The 18,336-nt window shown below is 45.4% G+C and carries 11 protein-coding genes, 7 tRNA genes and 3 rRNA genes; 13 read left to right on the top strand and 8 right to left on the bottom strand.

Annotation, left to right across the window (positions count from 1 at the left end; all coding sequences use genetic code 11):
- Window positions 1-2: 2 nt before the first annotated feature.
- On the top strand, window positions 3-1,061 hold the full coding sequence (locus JVX94_RS13730; RefSeq protein WP_024425873.1) for an Mrp/NBP35 family ATP-binding protein: 1,059 nt from the start codon (window positions 3-5) through the stop codon (window positions 1,059-1,061).
- A 37-nt stretch (window positions 1,062-1,098) separates the two neighbouring features.
- On the opposite strand, the gene gerD is transcribed toward JVX94_RS13730, so the two are convergent.
- Window positions 1,099-1,686 carry a spore germination lipoprotein GerD gene (gene gerD, locus JVX94_RS13725; RefSeq protein ID WP_087975190.1) on the bottom strand — a complete coding sequence of 196 codons (588 nt, stop codon included), beginning with the start codon at window positions 1,684-1,686 and terminating at the stop codon, window positions 1,099-1,101.
- 90 nt (window positions 1,687-1,776) lie between these two features.
- On the opposite strand from gerD, the gene JVX94_RS13720 reads away from it, so the two are divergent.
- Window positions 1,777-2,379: a KinB-signaling pathway activation protein gene (locus JVX94_RS13720; RefSeq protein ID WP_203129136.1), complete on the top strand. Its 603-nt coding sequence runs from the start codon at window positions 1,777-1,779 to the stop codon at window positions 2,377-2,379.
- On the opposite strand, the gene pdaB is transcribed toward JVX94_RS13720, so the two are convergent.
- The gene (pdaB, locus tag JVX94_RS13715) at window positions 2,372-3,136 is read right to left on the bottom strand and encodes a polysaccharide deacetylase family sporulation protein PdaB (protein ID WP_144486209.1); all 765 of its coding nucleotides are present in this window, start codon (window positions 3,134-3,136) and stop codon (window positions 2,372-2,374) included. The genes JVX94_RS13720 and pdaB overlap by 8 nt on opposite strands.
- A gap of 379 nt (window positions 3,137-3,515) precedes the next feature.
- On the opposite strand from pdaB, the gene JVX94_RS13710 reads away from it, so the two are divergent.
- The 6 genes from JVX94_RS13710 (at window position 3,516) to JVX94_RS13685 (ending at window position 9,804) form a co-directional block, all read left to right on the top strand.
- A 16S ribosomal RNA gene (locus tag JVX94_RS13710) occupies window positions 3,516-5,064 on the top strand.
- 182 nt (window positions 5,065-5,246) lie between these two features.
- Window positions 5,247-8,177: ribosomal RNA gene (locus JVX94_RS13705) — 23S ribosomal RNA — on the top strand.
- A gap of 61 nt (window positions 8,178-8,238) precedes the next feature.
- Window positions 8,239-8,354, top strand: a 5S ribosomal RNA gene (gene rrf, locus JVX94_RS13700).
- Together the 16S, 23S and 5S rRNA genes with 2 tRNA genes alongside form the textbook arrangement of a ribosomal RNA operon.
- 42 nt (window positions 8,355-8,396) lie before the next feature.
- Window positions 8,397-8,471: transfer RNA gene (locus JVX94_RS13695), tRNA-Asn, on the top strand.
- A gap of 1 nt (window position 8,472) precedes the next feature.
- A tRNA-Thr gene (locus JVX94_RS13690) sits at window positions 8,473-8,545 on the top strand.
- A gap of 293 nt (window positions 8,546-8,838) precedes the next feature.
- Window positions 8,839-9,804: a bile acid:sodium symporter family protein gene (locus JVX94_RS13685; protein ID WP_240193766.1), complete on the top strand. Its 966-nt coding sequence runs from the start codon at window positions 8,839-8,841 to the stop codon at window positions 9,802-9,804.
- Window positions 9,805-9,848: 44 nt separating this feature from the next.
- On the opposite strand, the gene JVX94_RS13680 is transcribed toward JVX94_RS13685, so the two are convergent.
- From JVX94_RS13680 to murQ, 6 genes are read right to left on the bottom strand one after another with little or no spacing between them, the layout of a single operon-like run.
- A complete protein-coding gene (locus tag JVX94_RS13680; RefSeq protein ID WP_481748194.1) occupies window positions 9,849-11,057 on the bottom strand; it encodes an exo-beta-N-acetylmuramidase NamZ family protein in 1,209 nt (402 codons plus the stop codon).
- Window positions 11,058-11,107: 50 nt separating this feature from the next.
- Window positions 11,108-13,027 (bottom strand): glycoside hydrolase family 3 protein, encoded by a 1,920-nt coding sequence (locus JVX94_RS13675; protein ID WP_205183523.1) that lies wholly within the window; start codon window positions 13,025-13,027, stop codon window positions 11,108-11,110.
- Between the two features lie 13 nt (window positions 13,028-13,040).
- Window positions 13,041-14,396, bottom strand: a complete 1,356-nt coding sequence (gene pbp4b, locus JVX94_RS13670) for a penicillin binding protein PBP4B (protein WP_205183521.1) — start codon at window positions 14,394-14,396, stop codon at window positions 13,041-13,043.
- A gap of 13 nt (window positions 14,397-14,409) precedes the next feature.
- Entirely contained in the window at window positions 14,410-15,789 is a 1,380-nt protein-coding gene (locus JVX94_RS13665) for a PTS transporter subunit EIIC (protein WP_041115368.1), read from the bottom strand.
- A complete protein-coding gene (locus tag JVX94_RS13660; RefSeq protein ID WP_144486070.1) occupies window positions 15,786-16,655 on the bottom strand; it encodes a MurR/RpiR family transcriptional regulator in 870 nt (289 codons plus the stop codon). Before JVX94_RS13660 ends, JVX94_RS13665 begins: the two co-directional genes overlap by 4 nt.
- 14 nt (window positions 16,656-16,669) lie before the next feature.
- Window positions 16,670-17,581, bottom strand: a complete 912-nt coding sequence (gene murQ / locus JVX94_RS13655; protein WP_203129142.1) for an N-acetylmuramic acid 6-phosphate etherase — start codon at window positions 17,579-17,581, stop codon at window positions 16,670-16,672.
- 220 nt (window positions 17,582-17,801) lie between these two features.
- Between murQ and JVX94_RS13650 the strand changes: the two genes are divergently transcribed.
- The 5 genes from JVX94_RS13650 (at window position 17,802) to JVX94_RS13630 (ending at window position 18,223) form a co-directional block, all read left to right on the top strand.
- Window positions 17,802-17,876: transfer RNA gene (locus tag JVX94_RS13650), tRNA-Glu, on the top strand.
- Window positions 17,877-17,882: 6 nt separating this feature from the next.
- Window positions 17,883-17,958, top strand: a tRNA-Val gene (locus JVX94_RS13645).
- Between the two features lie 3 nt (window positions 17,959-17,961).
- Window positions 17,962-18,034, top strand: a tRNA-Thr gene (locus JVX94_RS13640).
- Window positions 18,035-18,062: 28 nt separating this feature from the next.
- Window positions 18,063-18,147: transfer RNA gene (locus tag JVX94_RS13635), tRNA-Tyr, on the top strand.
- Between the two features lie 4 nt (window positions 18,148-18,151).
- A tRNA-Gln gene (locus tag JVX94_RS13630) sits at window positions 18,152-18,223 on the top strand.
- Window positions 18,224-18,336 lie beyond the last annotated feature (113 nt).

Below are 18,336 nucleotides of genomic sequence, written 5' to 3'. Positions count from 1 at the left end.
CTATGATCGGACAAGATGATGTGAGAAAACTAGTTGGGAAGATGGACGAACCTTTCCTTCATATACCGCTTGGTGAGCTGGATGCCATCAAGGAAATCAGCCTAAAGCCTGAGAAAGAGCACGTGAGCCTAAAGGTGGCCATTGCCAAAACAGGCACTGCTGAGCAGATGAAGCTGCAGCAAGACATCGTACAAGCCTTGAAAGCAGCAGGCGCTAATACAGTAGGACTTCGTTTTGAGGAACTGCCTCAGGAAACACTTGAAAAGTTTATGCCATCACAAGATGAGGAAGAAACCTTGCTTAACTCTAAAAATCCTCCCGAGTTCTTAGCGATTGCGAGTGGAAAGGGCGGCGTTGGTAAATCGACTGTTTCTGTTAACCTTGCTGTAGCGCTGGCTCGTCTAGGGAAAAAAGTCGGGCTGATTGATGCTGATATTTATGGCTTTAGCGTACCGGATATGATGGGAATCACTGTCAGACCAACAGTTAAAGGGGAAAAAATTATTCCTGTGGAACGCTTTGGTGTCAAAGTGATTTCAATGGGCTTTTTTGTTGAAGAAAATGCACCGGTTATTTGGAGAGGACCGATGCTTGGAAAAATGTTAAATAACTTCTTCCACGAAGTTGAGTGGGGAGAATTAGATTACTTACTATTAGACCTTCCGCCTGGAACGGGAGATGTGGCGCTTGATATTCATACAATGCTGCCTAGCTGTAAAGAAATCATTGTCACTACACCGCATCCAACGGCTGCCTTCGTTGCAGCAAGAGCAGGCGCAATGGCACTGCAAACAGATCATGAAGTGCTCGGTGTCGTTGAGAATATGAGCTATTATGAAAGCAAAAAAACAGGTGAAAAGGAATACGTCTTTGGAAAAGGCGGCGGGGACAAGCTGGCTGAAGAGCTGCGTGTATCAGTCCTTGGCCAAATTCCTTTAAGACAGCCTGATTGGAATGAGGATGATTTCGCACCTTCTGTCTATGATGCGAGTCACCCGACAGGAGAAGTGTATCAACACATTGCGAATAAAGTCATTGAACAATTAGCAGTGAAAGCATAATGAAAGCCCGAGTGGATGAACGCCACTCGGGTGATGTTTAACTGTCGCTTCCTTCGCTTCCTTGCGAGCCGGAATCACTGCCGCTCTCAGATGCTGCCTTTTTGAGCTCATCTTCGAATTTCTTCTTATAAAGAGGGCTGCTCAATGTTTCCGTAATGACTTTTTCTAAGTGCTTTCTAAACTCTTTACTTTTTACCAGTTCACCGTATTTCTTTTCCATCTCAGGATCTTTGAGAATATCCATCATCAGCTGTTGATAGTCAGGATCCTTCATTAATTGTTTTAACATTCTTTCATGCTGTTGCTGCATGGATTTTGCGAAAGTCTCGGCAAATTTAGAATCCTCAAAGACCTTCTTCCAGAACTCTTTGCCTTTATCAGAAGTCAGTGTTTTCTCTATGGTTTTTTTCACAGTTTGTTCATCCATTACCAAAGCTTCATTCATTGCCTCGTCATTTAATAACTGTTGAATGGCCTTTTTACCGTCATCTGTCTTTAATATATCGACGACCATTTTTTTTGTTTCGTCATAGTCCATATTAGATGAGGATTGGGTTTTGGGAGCACAAGCTGTTAGAGATAAAAGAAGAAAACAGCTCATTATACGCAAGATGCCTTTTGACATACTGTGGCTCCTTTCGTTACATGTCTTACTTTTAATATGAATGTTTCACGTAAATTTATACATAACAAAAATAGGGGTTGGATCAATTCAATGAAAAGTCGGGATTTAGTTCGTTTTTTCTTCTCTGTGCTAGCTGTTGGAGCGGTCATTACAAGCGTGGTAGGCTTTGCGCTGGAGTGGGGGAAGTATCAGAAGCTTTTTATATCGTTTGAAATTCTAGAGATCGCATCTGTGTTGTTTTGGTTCATTGGTGTAGGGATGATCTTTAGTGTAATTAGCCAAATGGGATTTGTTGTCTTTTTGACGGTGCACCGGTTTGCGTTAGAGATTTTCCGGTCTCATTCTTTATGGAATACCATTCAGCTGTTTCTTGTGATTTTTGTGCTGTTTGATTTAGCTTACTTGCGATTTTTGTTTTTCGGGGAGAATGATTCATTTCTTCCATACTTGTGGCTGCCTGTTTTTATCGGTGTGTTTGCATTGATCGTGTCTTACTTTAAACAGCAGCAGTCCTCTAAGAAAACATTTGTTTCTGCAATGTTTCTCATGGTCGTCATTACGTCGTTAGAATGGTTCCCGGCGCTTAGAGTCAATGAAGAGGACTGGCTGTATTTAATGCTATTCCCGCTATTAGGCTGTAATGCGTTTCAGCTGTTAGCTATGCCGCGGTTTTCAAAAGCGAAAGCTACTTAACTTCTGATGACTTTGTTTTCGTATTGGAGATCAGCTCGCCAACTGTCACATTTTTTAAATTCTTTTCTTTTATTTGTTTCAAAATAGCGGGTAAGGCTTGAGCGGTTTGCGTTGCTGAATCTGAGGCGTGAAGGAGTACAATGTCTCCGCTTTTCATTCGATCATTTACATTTTGAACAATCTGGCCGACACCCGGATTCAGCCAATCCTGTGAATTGATGCTGTAATGAACAACGGTATAACCGTACTGTGTGGCAATTTTCAGTGCTGTTTCGTTAAACTGTCCAGTTGGCGGTCTTAATAGTTGAATGTCATCGAGTCCAAGCTTTTGAAATGTATTTTGTGCACGGACAAGATCTTGCTTGATTTCACTATCTTCAAGCTGGCTATAATTTTTATAAGCATAGCCGAGGCTTCCAATTTGATGGCCGTCCTCCCTAATTTGTTTCACGATATCAGGATGACGCTCGGCCCAAGAAGCGGACAGAAAGAAAGTGGCGTTCTTTATACCGTACTCTCGAAGGACATTTAAAATAGGAACAGCCTTCTCATCCCCCCAGCCAATATTAAAAGTGAGAGAGACATGTTTTGATGAAGTCTCACCTTTATAAATGGCTCGGGGTCCATGTTCAGTTTTAAATACCGACAGCGGCGGTGCCTTTTGTACATAAAAAAAGGTTGCAGCTGCAAGGGCTGCTACAAGAATAATGACAACTTGCTTCAGCCGTTTAATAGGCAACACATATAATCGACTCAATTCAAACACTCCTGCCTTGTCCAAGATTGTTACTTGATTGTATGCAGGACAAGGGTTTAAGATGCTTAATAAAACTATTTCAAAAAAAGTTTTGAAAAGGCGTTGACCGATAGAATGTTTTCGTGATATATTATTAATCGTCGCTGACACACAGTGACAAACACAAAAACGCTTCGGGAAATAAACTTGAAAAAAGTTGTTGACATAAGATGAAGCGAAATGTTATATTATTAAAGCCGCTAAGAACGGCGAAGATGATCTTTGAAAACTAAACAAGACAAAACGTACCTGTTAATTCGAGTTTTTATAAAAAAATCCTATGATACTTCATAGGTAGTCAGTCAAACGCTGACGAAAAACAAAACTTCGGTTTTGTACTTTTTCGGAGAGTTTGATCCTGGCTCAGGACGAACGCTGGCGGCGTGCCTAATACATGCAAGTCGAGCGGACAGAAGGGAGCTTGCTCCCGGATGTTAGCGGCGGACGGGTGAGTAACACGTGGGTAACCTGCCTGTAAGACTGGGATAACTCCGGGAAACCGGAGCTAATACCGGATAGTTCCTTGAACCGCATGGTTCAAGGATGAAAGACGGTTTCGGCTGTCACTTACAGATGGACCCGCGGCGCATTAGCTAGTTGGTGGGGTAATGGCTCACCAAGGCGACGATGCGTAGCCGACCTGAGAGGGTGATCGGCCACACTGGGACTGAGACACGGCCCAGACTCCTACGGGAGGCAGCAGTAGGGAATCTTCCGCAATGGACGAAAGTCTGACGGAGCAACGCCGCGTGAGTGATGAAGGTTTTCGGATCGTAAAGCTCTGTTGTTAGGGAAGAACAAGTGTGAGAGTAACTGCTCGCACCTTGACGGTACCTAACCAGAAAGCCACGGCTAACTACGTGCCAGCAGCCGCGGTAATACGTAGGTGGCAAGCGTTGTCCGGAATTATTGGGCGTAAAGGGCTCGCAGGCGGTTTCTTAAGTCTGATGTGAAAGCCCCCGGCTCAACCGGGGAGGGTCATTGGAAACTGGGAAACTTGAGTGCAGAAGAGGAGAGTGGAATTCCACGTGTAGCGGTGAAATGCGTAGAGATGTGGAGGAACACCAGTGGCGAAGGCGACTCTCTGGTCTGTAACTGACGCTGAGGAGCGAAAGCGTGGGGAGCGAACAGGATTAGATACCCTGGTAGTCCACGCCGTAAACGATGAGTGCTAAGTGTTAGGGGGTTTCCGCCCCTTAGTGCTGCAGCTAACGCATTAAGCACTCCGCCTGGGGAGTACGGTCGCAAGACTGAAACTCAAAGGAATTGACGGGGGCCCGCACAAGCGGTGGAGCATGTGGTTTAATTCGAAGCAACGCGAAGAACCTTACCAGGTCTTGACATCCTCTGACAACCCTAGAGATAGGGCTTTCCCTTCGGGGACAGAGTGACAGGTGGTGCATGGTTGTCGTCAGCTCGTGTCGTGAGATGTTGGGTTAAGTCCCGCAACGAGCGCAACCCTTGATCTTAGTTGCCAGCATTCAGTTGGGCACTCTAAGGTGACTGCCGGTGACAAACCGGAGGAAGGTGGGGATGACGTCAAATCATCATGCCCCTTATGACCTGGGCTACACACGTGCTACAATGGACAGAACAAAGGGCTGCAAGACCGCAAGGTTTAGCCAATCCCATAAATCTGTTCTCAGTTCGGATCGCAGTCTGCAACTCGACTGCGTGAAGCTGGAATCGCTAGTAATCGCGGATCAGCATGCCGCGGTGAATACGTTCCCGGGCCTTGTACACACCGCCCGTCACACCACGAGAGTTTGCAACACCCGAAGTCGGTGAGGTAACCTTTATGGAGCCAGCCGCCGAAGGTGGGGCAGATGATTGGGGTGAAGTCGTAACAAGGTAGCCGTATCGGAAGGTGCGGCTGGATCACCTCCTTTCTAAGGATATATGGAGCAGCGTACGTTTTCGTCTTGTTTAGTTTTGAAGGATCATTCCTTCAAAACATGTCTCTAGCGAGACAGGATTGTTCTTTGAAAACTAGATAACAATAAGTAATACATTCACATTGAATGCAATGCAAAGTTCATCACACATAGTGATTCTTTCTAAAGTAAGAAATGGTTAAGTTAGAAAGGGCGCACGGTGGATGCCTTGGCACTAGGAGCCGATGAAGGACGGGACGAACACCGATATGCTTCGGGGAGCTGTAAGCAAGCTTTGATCCGGAGATTTCCGAATGGGGAAACCCACTGCTCGTAATGGAGTAGTATCCATACTTGAATACATAGAGTATGAGAAGGCATACCCGGGGAACTGAAACATCTAAGTACCCGGAGGAAGAGAAAGCAAATGCGATTCCCTGAGTAGCGGCGAGCGAAACGGGAACAGCCCAAACCAAGAGGCTTGCCTCTTGGGGTTGTAGGACACTCTATACGGAGTTACAAAGGAACGATATAAGCGAAGAGGTCTGGAAAGGCCCGCCAAAGAAGGTAACAGCCCTGTAACTGAAATATTGTTCTCTCCAGAGTGGATCCTGAGTACGGCGGAACACGTGAAATTCCGTCGGAATCCGGGAGGACCATCTCCCAAGGCTAAATACTCCCTAGTGACCGATAGTGAACCAGTACCGTGAGGGAAAGGTGAAAAGCACCCCGGAAGGGGAGTGAAATAGATCCTGAAACCGTGTGCCTACAAGTAGTCAGAGCCCGTTAACGGGTGATGGCGTGCCTTTTGTAGAATGAACCGGCGAGTTACGATCCCGTGCAAGGTTAAGCAGAAGATGCGGAGCCGCAGCGAAAGCGAGTCTGAATAGGGCGCATGAGTACGTGGTCGTAGACCCGAAACCAGGTGATCTACCCATGTCCAGGGTGAAGTTCAGGTAACACTGAATGGAGGCCCGAACCCACGCACGTTGAAAAGTGCGGGGATGAGGTGTGGGTAGGGGTGAAATGCCAATCGAACCTGGAGATAGCTGGTTCTCTCCGAAATAGCTTTAGGGCTAGCCTCAAGGTAAGAGTCTCGGAGGTAGAGCACTGATTGGACTAGGGGCCCCTACCGGGTTACCGAATTCAGTCAAACTCCGAATGCCGATGACTTATCCTTGGGAGTCAGACTGCGAGTGATAAGATCCGTAGTCGAAAGGGAAACAGCCCAGACCGCCAGCTAAGGTCCCAAAGTATACGTTAAGTGGAAAAGGATGTGGAGTTGCTTAGACAACCAGGATGTTGGCTTAGAAGCAGCCACCATTTAAAGAGTGCGTAATAGCTCACTGGTCGAGTGACTCTGCGCCGAAAATGTACCGGGGCTAAACGTATCACCGAAGCTGCGGACTGTTCTTACGAACAGTGGTAGGAGAGCGTTCTAAGGGCTGTGAAGCCAGACCGGAAGGACTGGTGGAGCGCTTAGAAGTGAGAATGCCGGTATGAGTAGCGAAAGACGGGTGAGAATCCCGTCCACCGAATGCCTAAGGTTTCCTGAGGAAGGCTCGTCCGCTCAGGGTTAGTCGGGACCTAAGCCGAGGCCGAAAGGCGTAGGCGATGGACAACAGGTTGATATTCCTGTACCACCTCCTCACCATTTGAGCAATGGGGGGACGCAGGAGGATAGGGTAAGCGCGGTATTGGATATCCGCGTCCAAGCAGTTAGGCTGGGAAATAGGCAAATCCGTTTCCCGTAAAGGCTGAGCTGTGATGGCGAGCGAAATTTAGTAGCGAAGTTCCTGATTCCACACTGCCAAGAAAAGCCTCTAGCGAGGTGAGAGGTGCCCGTACCGCAAACCGACACAGGTAGGCGAGGAGAGAATCCTAAGGTGATCGAGAGAACTCTCGTTAAGGAACTCGGCAAAATGACCCCGTAACTTCGGGAGAAGGGGTGCTTCTTAGGGTGTTAAAGCCCCGAGAAGCCGCAGTGAATAGGCCCAGGCGACTGTTTAGCAAAAACACAGGTCTCTGCGAAGCCGTAAGGCGAAGTATAGGGGCTGACGCCTGCCCGGTGCTGGAAGGTTAAGAGGAGCGCTTAGCGTAAGCGAAGGTGCGAATTGAAGCCCCAGTAAACGGCGGCCGTAACTATAACGGTCCTAAGGTAGCGAAATTCCTTGTCGGGTAAGTTCCGACCCGCACGAAAGGCGCAACGATCTGGGCACTGTCTCAACGAGAGACTCGGTGAAATTATAGTACCTGTGAAGATGCAGGTTACCCGCGACAGGACGGAAAGACCCCGTGGAGCTTTACTGCAGCCTGATATTGAATGTTGGTACAGCTTGTACAGGATAGGTAGGAGCCTTGGAAACCGGAGCGCTAGCTTCGGTGGAGGCATCGGTGGGATACTACCCTGGCTGTATTGACCTTCTAACCCGCTGCCCTTATCGGGCAGGGAGACAGTGTCAGGTGGGCAGTTTGACTGGGGCGGTCGCCTCCTAAAATGTAACGGAGGCGCCCAAAGGTTCCCTCAGAATGGTTGGAAATCATTCGCAGAGTGTAAAGGCACAAGGGAGCTTGACTGCGAGACCTACAAGTCGAGCAGGGACGAAAGTCGGGCTTAGTGATCCGGTGGTTCCGCATGGAAGGGCCATCGCTCAACGGATAAAAGCTACCCCGGGGATAACAGGCTTATCTCCCCCAAGAGTCCACATCGACGGGGAGGTTTGGCACCTCGATGTCGGCTCATCGCATCCTGGGGCTGTAGTCGGTCCCAAGGGTTGGGCTGTTCGCCCATTAAAGCGGTACGCGAGCTGGGTTCAGAACGTCGTGAGACAGTTCGGTCCCTATCCGTCGCGGGCGCAGGAAATTTGAGAGGAGCTGTCCTTAGTACGAGAGGACCGGGATGGACGCACCGCTGGTGTACCAGTTGTTCTGCCAAGGGCATCGCTGGGTAGCTATGTGCGGACGGGATAAGTGCTGAAAGCATCTAAGCATGAAGCCCCCCTCAAGATGAGATTTCCCATTCCGCAAGGAAGTAAGATCCCTGAAAGATGATCAGGTTGATAGGTCTGAGGTGGAAGCGTGGTGACACGTGGAGCTGACAGATACTAATAGATCGAGGACTTAACCTATATTCTAATGTGAAGCATGAACATTGTTATCTAGTTTTGAGAGAACATTCTCTCCATCAGGTTTGGTGGCGATAGCGAAGAGGTCACACCCGTTCCCATACCGAACACGGAAGTTAAGCTCTTCAGCGCCGATGGTAGTTGGGGGTTTCCCCCTGTGAGAGTAGGACGCCGCCAAGCTTTTTGTTTATATCCTTCCAATGGAAGAAGTTACTTTATCATTCCGCAGTAGCTCAGTGGTAGAGCTATCGGCTGTTAACCGATCGGTCGTAGGTTCGAGTCCTACCTGCGGAGCCATGCTTCCATAGCTCAGTAGGTAGAGCACTTCCATGGTAAGGAAGAGGTCAGCGGTTCGAGCCCGCTTGGAAGCTTTCCTCTATATATGTTGATATGGCAAGGTTTCTCGATGATGAGAAGGCTTTTTTTTATGTCCTTTTTTATTGATTGCAGGCGTACTAAAGATCTCCAAGCCGTTGTGATTGATCCTATCTGAAGCGAGTATATGGGATGAATCAGCTGTGGCAGTGATTAGAACGTAAGGAAAAGTATCAAGCGTATGGTGTTTAAGGTGGACGTAGTTAGAATGGATAGAATGTTTCTTAAAATGGCCATTCTGTCTGTTACAATAGAAAAGATAAGAAAGTGAAGGATGGAGGTGGCCGGCATGCTTGTGCGTTTGAATCAAGTGCTCGGCCGGATGATGCCGCTTATTACACCTTTTAGTGTGTTACTCGGTGTTTTATTGGCGGCCTATTTAAAGGATTTTACGTTTTTGGTGCCATGGGTATTTGCTGTTATGACCTTTGCAGGGAGTTTGTCTTCTACATTTTCGGCTTTAAAGCATACGGTGATGCACCCATTGCCTTTGATTTTATCGTTTATGATTTTGCACGTGTTGATGCCTCTTTATGCTTGGTCAGCGGGACATCTCATATTTGCGGGTGATCCTATGACGATCACCGGTTTGACTCTGGCAATGGTGATTCCCACAGGAGTCTCTAGTTTAATATGGGCGGCAATGTATAAAGGGAATGTTGGGTTAACGTTATCCATTATTTTAATTGATACATTGCTTTCGCCATTGATAGTGCCAGCCAGTTTGTCACTTTTGGCCGGTACACAGGTTCATATGGACATGGTGGCGATCATGAAAGGGCTGTTTGGGATGGTGGTGCTTCCATCTATTTTAGGGATGCTCGTTCGTCACTATGCAAAGCCTGCTGTGACAAAAATGATCAGTCAGACACTGTCACCTTTCGTAAAAATAGGCTTGTTTGTAGTGGTGTCGATTAACAGTTCTGTTGTCGCGCCATACTTGCGTGAACTGGATGCCGCATTTTTTAGCAAGGCAGCGACTGTGTTTCTCATTGCGATGAGCGGATATGCTTTTGCATGGTTGATTGGAAAGACGATGAAATGTACTCAAGGAGAGATTGTGGCCATCGTGTATACGGGCGGTATGAGAAACATTAGTGCGGGGGCTGTGCTTGCCATTAGCTTTTTCCCGCCTGCTGTCGCTGTTCCTGTGGTGATTGGCATGCTGTTTCAGCAAGTGCTTGCTGCCTTATTTGGTTTCTTACTCAATCGTTTTGAGCTGAAAGCACCTGCTGTGACCAAATCTTTCTCATGAAAAAAACCTCCATCTTTTGATAGATGGAGGTTTTTTCTGTGACCTTAATAGATGAGATATTTTTTCCTTTTCTTTTCGAATGTTTTGAGGTCATGATGATAGCGTTTCATGATATGTTTGACGGAAGTTCCTTTATTGATTTCTTCTTTCACCCAGCCATTCCCGATGAGTTTGTCAAAGCTGCCTGTTTGAAGGAACTGAAAGTCATTAGGGTATAGATCATGTATTGCTTTGATGATGGATAACCCCGTTTTCACCGCTTCGAAGGATAAACGGTCTGTGACGTATAACTGCACACCGTGAGATAGTGTACCGGCATGTTTAGAAAATGTGGGGGTGAATGATACAGGTCTAAATTGAACGCCTTTTAGTTTTAGCTGATTTAAATGATCTGCCAGCTCGTTGCTATTGATATATGGTGCACCAATGAGCTCGAATGGTTTTGTCGTTCCTCTGCCTTCAGAGACATTTGTGCCTTCAATTAATCCTGTGGCAGGATATACAAAGGTACTATCCACTGTTGGCATGTTAGGGGAAGGAAGGACGAACGGCAGCTTCGTGTCATCGAATGTCATGGATCGCTTCCAATTTTTCATTTTGACGACTGTTACATCAGCATTGATATGAAACTCTTTGTTAAACAGGTTTGCAAGCTCACCAGTGGTCATTCCATGTCTTAATGGGATTGGATAGAGCCCTACAAAAGAGGCGTATTCAGGCTCTAATACAGGTCCTTCTACTTTTAGTCCGCCAATGGGATTTGGGCGGTCTAGGACAACAAAGGGAATGTTGTTTTCCTTAGCAGCTTCCATCGCGTAGGCCATCGTGTAAATATAGGTGTAATAACGAGCACCAACGTCTTGAATATCAAACAGCAGGACATCTACATTTTTCAGCATTTCAGGAGTTGGTTTTCTTGTTTTTCCATAAAGAGAGTAAACAGGAAGACCTGTTTTTTCATCGGTATAGGATTCGACGCCTTCTCCTGCTTGTGCATCGCCGCGCACGCCGTGTTCAGGTCCATATAAAGCAGTTAGCTTGATATTTGGATGTTCAAATAGGAGATCGACACTGCTTTTCATATTTGCATCAATACCAGTTGGATTGGTAATGAGGCCAACTCTTTTCCCTTTTAGCCATGAAAGATTGCTTGAGAGTAGTGTTTCGATCCCTGTTTTGACTGCTGCTTTTTTTCCTTTTGTGTCTGTTCGTTCTTGATCTGCGGGAGAGGCGGCGGTCAATGTGCTCATCATGAGAATGCTTGCGAGTATGAAGCTTGCTGTTTTTTTCAAGAGAATCCCTCCTATTTGATCTGTTTCCCTTTCAAGTTGAGTCCATAGCCGAATGGGTAAAGGGTTTGATTTGGATGAGTGACAGATGGGATATCAACTGGCAGTTTCCCTTTAGGTGATGCAGCTCCAAATATCACTTCTAGTCCAGCAGGAATATTTGGCTGATTAAATTGTCCGTTTGAGTAGCCTTTAAAACCGTACACAGCTAGTAAGGCATCAGCTTCTTCAAAATTTGCCGCATCATAAGGGTTTCTAAGACTCATGATGACCATTTTTTTGTTTTGTGCTGCTGCTTCTTTCATGACAGCACGAGGGAAGGCGGTTGCCCATTTTTTCGGGTCCTGGACATTGTCATCAATTACGCCATCATTCACAGCTGGATCATTTTGGACAACGTAAGAGCCCGTGATGACATAGTCAGCTTCTTGTATTAGTTTGGCCGATTCTTTGGTGAACGTTTTATCCGCAAAAGCATATGATTGGATGCGTACAGGCTTGATCTTTTTTTGTTTCATGAGAGATTCGACTGTGACAGACATTGCTTTTGTCTGATCTTCGTAAGGTGCCATGACCACGATTTTGTCATTCTTTTTAGGCTTGAAAGGTAAGGTTTTTTTGTTGTTTTTAAGCAATGTGATCCCTTCACGTGCCATTTTTTGTTCTGCTTTAAGGTGCGACTTTTTCCCAACAACTTGAGTGGCTTTTTTGATTTTTTTCTCAAGACTGATCGGTTTTTTCGAGGAAATAATGCCGCGTTTGATTTTTAATTGAAGAATTTTTTCGACAGATTCGTTGATCTGCGACATCGGAATTTCTTTCTTTAAAATCGCTTGTTTGACAGCATTGAATGCATTCTCTAGGTTTTTCTCTGTTTTTAATGAGGTGACCGGTGCTGGCATGAGAGCGATGTCGACACCTGCCTTAATGGCCATTACTACGGCTTCTTCCTGTCCGAAATTATCTGCAATCGCTTTCATATTTAGAGCGTCTGTCACAACAACACCTTGAAAGCCCATCTCTTCTTTTAATAAGTGTGTGATGACTTTTTTTGATAAGGTTGCTGGAACCATGATGTCCTCGCCATCTTTTTTGCTTCGATACGTTGTGTCATCAATGGCAGGAAATTGAACATGAGCGGTCATGACCATATCTGCACCAGCGTTGATCGCTTGTTGAAATGGATACAGCTCAACCTTTTTTAAACGATCTAGGTCATGCTCTACAAGCGGCAAGCCGTAGTGACTATCGACGGATGTATCACCATGTCCCGGGAAATGTTTAAGTGTGGAAATGGTCTTTTCCTTTTGAAGTCCTTTCATGGTTTGAAGACCAAGTCTAGAGACAAGAGCAGGATCAGAGCTAAAGGAACGGACACCAATGACGGGGTTGTTTGGGTTATTATTCACATCAAGCACAGGAGAGAAGTTTGTATTGATGCCTAAGGCGTTTAATTCTTTTCCGATGATTTTTCCTGTGTCATATGCATTTTTTTTGCTTCTAGAGGCACCAATCGACATATTTCCTGGGAAATGTGTTCCCTTTTGTAACCTTGTGACGATTCCGCCTTCTTGATCAATGGAAATGAGTAAAGGAATGTTTGGTGATGCTTTTTGAAATTCATGGGTGAGTTTCACGGTTTGTTTCGTATCAACGACATTCTCGGCAAATAAGATGACACCGCCTAGATGATATTTTTCTACAAGATGAGATACTTCGTTATTCATTTTTGTGAAGCCTGTAGGGGCGGATTCATCTTTTGTTTGCCAATTGCGAAAGTCCGGCATGAGCATTTGACCTATCTTTTCATCCAGTGACATGTCTTGAACCATTTGTTTAGCGGTTGGCAGAGAGGCAGAGCTAACCTTTTCCGTTGGAATGGAAGAGGTTAGCAGGGCTAAAACCAGTGCAGCGGGGAAGAGAGCTTTCAACATCGAATTCCTCCTTTTACTGAAAAGATTCGTAGATTGCGGTCATGATGCTTCCATAAGTACCAGTTGGGAACAGGTCACCTTCAAATTGATTAGGATTGGTTTCTGGTGAAACAACGGGTGAATGTTTCTTATTCGTCAGCAACACGACACCTAAATTGTGTTTAGGATCAATCAACGTCATGGTGCCGGTCCAGCCAGTATGCCCATAGGCTTCGTTACTTGCATATTTTCCAAACATCCATTCCATGTCAGTATGACCGTTTTTTCGCCAGCCTAGCCCGTAAGTTGGGTTCGTAGCAGAGGAGGCTGTAAAGAGATCGATAGAAGCTTGATCAAAGATGGTTGTTTTTCCATAGCCTCCTTTGTTAAGCATCAGCTGAAGCAGCACGGCCATATCTGAGGTGTTCGAGAAAAGCCCAGCGTGGCCGGAGATGCCAGCCATTGAGTAATATGCTTTCTCGTCGTGTACTTCACCTAGCAGGGTATACCGTCGGATGTTTTCAAAATCGATCACACCGTCTCGTGAATTGCCTAAACGTTCGGTTGCTGCAAAATGTTTCGGCTTGAACCCTTTTTGCAACGGATTGAACATTGTATGTTTGAGACCTAGCGGCCGATAAATCGTTGACTCGACATATTGATCAAGAGGCATGCCTGTTTTTTTCTCGATGATCATGCCTAGCAGCATGTAATCAATGTCACTATAAATGTGCTGGGTACCTGGCTTGTATTGCAGCGGTACCTTTGGCAGCCATTTCATCGTTGTTTTTCTGTCTTGAGAGAAAAAAGAGCCAGCTGATTCTTTGCTATAAAATAAGACACTGGAAGGGAGACCGGCAGAATGGGTGAGAAGATCCTTTATCCGAAGCTGATCTTTACCGGTTACCTTTGCATCAGGTTCATCCTGAAAATCTGGAAGGATGGTCTGTATTTTTTCGTTGACATCAAGTTTTTTCTCGTAGACAAGCTTTTGCAGGGCATAGTTGGTCGCATACATTTTTGTATTGGATGCCAAATCGAATAGTGTATCTTTTTTCATTTTTTTATACGATTTGAGTTCTGTTGTGCCATCATATTTTTGCCGGTAGCCATAGGCTTTTTGATGGACGATCTTTCCGTCCTTGATAATGATGAGAGCTGCTCCTGGAAATCCTTCTTTGATGTCATTTTGAATCATTTGATCAACCTTCCTCAGCTGCCTGGAAGAAAAGCCTACTTGTTCCGGTCGTTTTGCTTTTTTTAAGACGGGATATTCTTCAGGTGCTGTTTTAGACAAAGACGATACAGGATGGGAGCTAGTTGCAAATGTTTGTACTGGTAACCCAAGGAGCATGAACAGACATGTGATCAAAAGAAAACATTTCTTCAAGGTCTAGACCTCCTTATTGATTGTGATCCTCGAATTCAACAGCCATATCATCATGAAATCCAAATAAGTATGTGAAGAAAAATCCAGCAACATATGCGATAAATAGTCCAATTAAGTAAAGAAGCATTTGATGTGTGTGAACAATAAAGGTTAATGGAAGACCGGATACTCCGATGGCTTTCGTCGCAATTTGGAAGTAGGCTTGAAATGCGCCGCCGATTCCTGCACCAAGACAAGCGGTGAGAAATGGTCGTCCCAGCGGGAGTGTGACACCAAAAATGAGTGGTTCGCCAATGCCCAGCATCCCTGAAGGAAGCCCACCAGCAATGGCTCTTTTGAGCTTTTTCTTTTTTGTTTTCATATAAATGGCGAATGCAGCGCCGACCTGTCCTGCACCGCCCATAGCGAGAATTGGCAGAAGCGGGTCATCTCCAATTGAATTGATAAGTTCCATATGAATCGGTGTCAGCCCTTGGTGAAGTCCTGTTACAACAAGTGGGAGGAAGGTCGCACCAAGAACAAACCCTGCGAAAATTCCGCCCATATTTAATAGGTAAGTCAGTCCTGAGGTGATGGCATCAGATATAAATCCGCCGACTGGCATGAAGACAACGTACGTGAAAATGCCTGTAATGAGCAGTGTGATGGTTGGTGTGACGATGATATCAAGTGATTGCGGGACGAAGCGTCTAATTCGGGTTTCCACAAGTGCCATAAAGATGGCGGCTAGAAGAACACCGATGAGTCCGCCTCTGCCTGGTAGAATATTTGTGCCAAATAACATAATGTCTGCGGAGGCTGGGTTAATAATAAGGATACCAGCTAATGCGCCTAATGCAGGAGAGCCTCCAAATTCCTTTGCGGCATTTGTTCCGACTAATATACCGAGATAAGCGAAAAGTCCAGAACCGATAACCGTTAAAATAATCGCAGCTTGAGATTTTTCGTCAAGCCAGCCTGCTTGCACGATTGCTTTTGTTATCCCGGTAATCAGACCTGAGGCAACTAGTGCCGGAATAATTGGAATGAAAATGCTGGCAATCCGCCGTAAGAACAGCTTGAACGGGGTGCGGTTCTTTTGTGAAATGGCTTGCTTGTTTTTTTGAGCTTCGTTGTTTAAATCATAAGAGCCAGAGGCATTTAGCAGCTCTTCAAACGCACTTGATACTTGGTTGACAACGCCAGTGCCTAAAATGATTTGAAGCGTTTCTGCTTCGACGACGCCAATGACGCCATCGAGTTCTTTAATTGCTGTGATATGAACTTTTTCATTGTCAATCGGTGTAATTCGGAGCCGTGTCATACAATGTGTATGCGAAGAGATATTTTCAGAACCACCACAGAGTGAAAGAATGTCTTTCGCCAACTGCTGATATTTCTTTTGATGACTCATGTTGAATCCCCCTTTGATTTTCGTTTCATGGAGCGGATGGCATGCCTTGTCTTGTCAATATATTGCGCTGTCTCTTCATATTGACGGGAAGCTAAACTGAGGAACAAGACATCAATTAAGTAGAGCTGTGCCATTCTAGAGGAAGTGGCAGCACTGCGAAAAGGTGCTTCATTGGAACCGGACGTCGATAGGTGAACATCACATAAAGCAGAAACGCTTGTATGACCTGGATGCGTTAAAGCAATGGTTTTCACTTGATTGTCTTTTGCGAGCTGAAGGGCTTGAATGATGTCTAACGTTTCTCCTGAAAAGGATATACCAAACACAATGTCATTCTCTCCCGCATTTGCGATGACTGTGGATGCGATGTGCATGTCAGTGAAGGCTGTTGCTGCATAGTTAATTCTGAGAAATTTCTGCTGGGCATCAGCTGCGACGATGCCAGATGCACCAACACCGATAAAATGAATTTGATTTGCATGCATCAGTAATTGAACAGCCTTTTCTAAAGCTTCTGCATTTAAAATAGAAGCGGTGTCCTTAATCGATTGAATCGAGTTTCCTGCTGTTTTTTGAATAATGGATTGAAGCGGTTCATCTTGTTCGATGTCTCTGTAGCCTTGTTTATCGTCATGCATCAAGTCTCCAGCGATCCGCATTTTTAAATCGTGATAGCCATCCAGCCCGAGAGATTTACAAAGGCGGATGACTGCAGAGCTGCTTGCGCCAGCTGCCTGACTAATTTCGTGTACTGTGCTTTTAATGACTTTGTCAGGATGGGCAAGGATATAGTCTGCAATGATTTTTTCAGATTGGGGAAGCTTTGATTTGATTGTGTGTAGTAGGGTAAGTCCACCTGCTGACATGAGCTCTGCCTCCTTTAGGATTGATAACGTGAGATCGCTTTGTCGATATGGCCATTCGTTTTGTTGAGTAAATCTTTGGCTGTTTTCTTGTCTGCGTTTGTTTGGAGCATGACGATGGCGGTTTTGACTTCTAAATCTGCTGCTTCAAGAGTCTTTACGGCTTGTTCGTAGGAAGCGTTTGTCACATGTTGAATGATGGTGATGGCGCGTTCTTTTAATTTATGATTGCTGACTTTTACATCAACCATCAGGTTTTCATATACTTTGCCTTGTCTGATCATGACTGAGGTGGAAAGCATATTTAAAATCATTTTATGAGCGGATGCCGCTTTCATTCTTGTTGACCCAGTGATGGCTTCTGGTCCCACAATGACCTCAATGGCGCAATCTGCAAGCTCGCTAATTTCTGCTTGTTCATTGCAGCTGAGGGCTACTGTTTTTGCACCAATTGACTTTGCGTAGTTTAAAGCACCGATGATATAAGGTGTTCTGCCGCTTGCGGCAATACCGACGACTGTATCTTTTGATGTCAGGTGAATTTGTACTAAATCCTGTTTGCCAGCTTCTTCACTGTCTTCCACATCTTCAGCAGCTTGAGAAAAAGCAGAATCTCCTCCTGCCATAATTCCTACAATCACATCAGGTGAGACGCTATAGGTTGGGGGACATTCGACAGCATCCATTACGCCAATTCTGCCGCTTGTTCCGGCGCCTAAATAAACGAGTCTGCCTCCATTTGAGATGGATTCATAGGCAAAGTCACTTGCTGTTTTGACATGTGGAAGTACAAGGTTGACTGCTTGAGCGACCTTCATATCTTCTTCATTGATCATCTGGAGTATTTCAAGCGGATCTGCTTGTGAAATTCCCATTGTGTTGGGGTTTCTTGATTCTGTTGTCAAAGAACGCAGTTGAGATGGCTGCATGTGACATACCTCCTTATTTCTTCATTTTCAGTATATTGAGTATGATATGAAATTTCAATATTATATTTGAATATTGAAATTATATTTCAGTCGAAATGTTGAACGAATAGGGAGTGAATAGTTAGAAAATAAAAAAAATAAAAATCCCCTTTACAAAAGGGGGACAACCTGTATATAATAACTTTTGTCAGCTTCACGGAAACAACAAACTTGACAAACTGGCCCGTTGGTCAAGCGGTTAAGACACCGCCCTTTCACGGCGGTAACACGGGTTCGAATCCCGTACGGGTCACCATGATGTGGAGGATTAGCTCAGCTGGGAGAGCATCTGCCTTACAAGCAGAGGGTCGGCGGTTCGAGCCCGTCATCCTCCACCATATGCCGGTGTAGCTCAACTGGTAGAGCAACTGACTTGTAATCAGTAGGTTGGGGGTTCAAGTCCTCTTGCCGGCACTGTTTTTTCTTTATCAATTCCATATGTGGAGGGGTAGCGAAGTGGCTAAACGCGGCGGACTGTAAATCCGCTCCCTCCGGGTTCGGCGGTTCGAATCCGCCCCCCTCCACCATTTTTGGGCTATAGCCAAGCGGTAAGGCAACGGACTTTGACTCCGTCATGCGTTGGTTCGAATCCAGCTAGCCCAGTTAAGACACCTTTTTGAAAAAGGTGTCTTTTTTTATGTTGGCAGAGTGAATGTATAACTATTCAAAATGTTGTTGAGTTGAGTCAGAAGGCATCAAGAAAGTAAAATATAATC

The organism is Bacillus sp. PDNC022, assembly GCF_016919285.1.
Classification (GTDB): Bacteria; Bacillota; Bacilli; order Bacillales; family Bacillaceae; genus Bacillus; species Bacillus safensis.
Note: the sequence above shows the minus strand (reverse complement) of the source record. Positions and strands in the feature narration are given on the sequence as shown.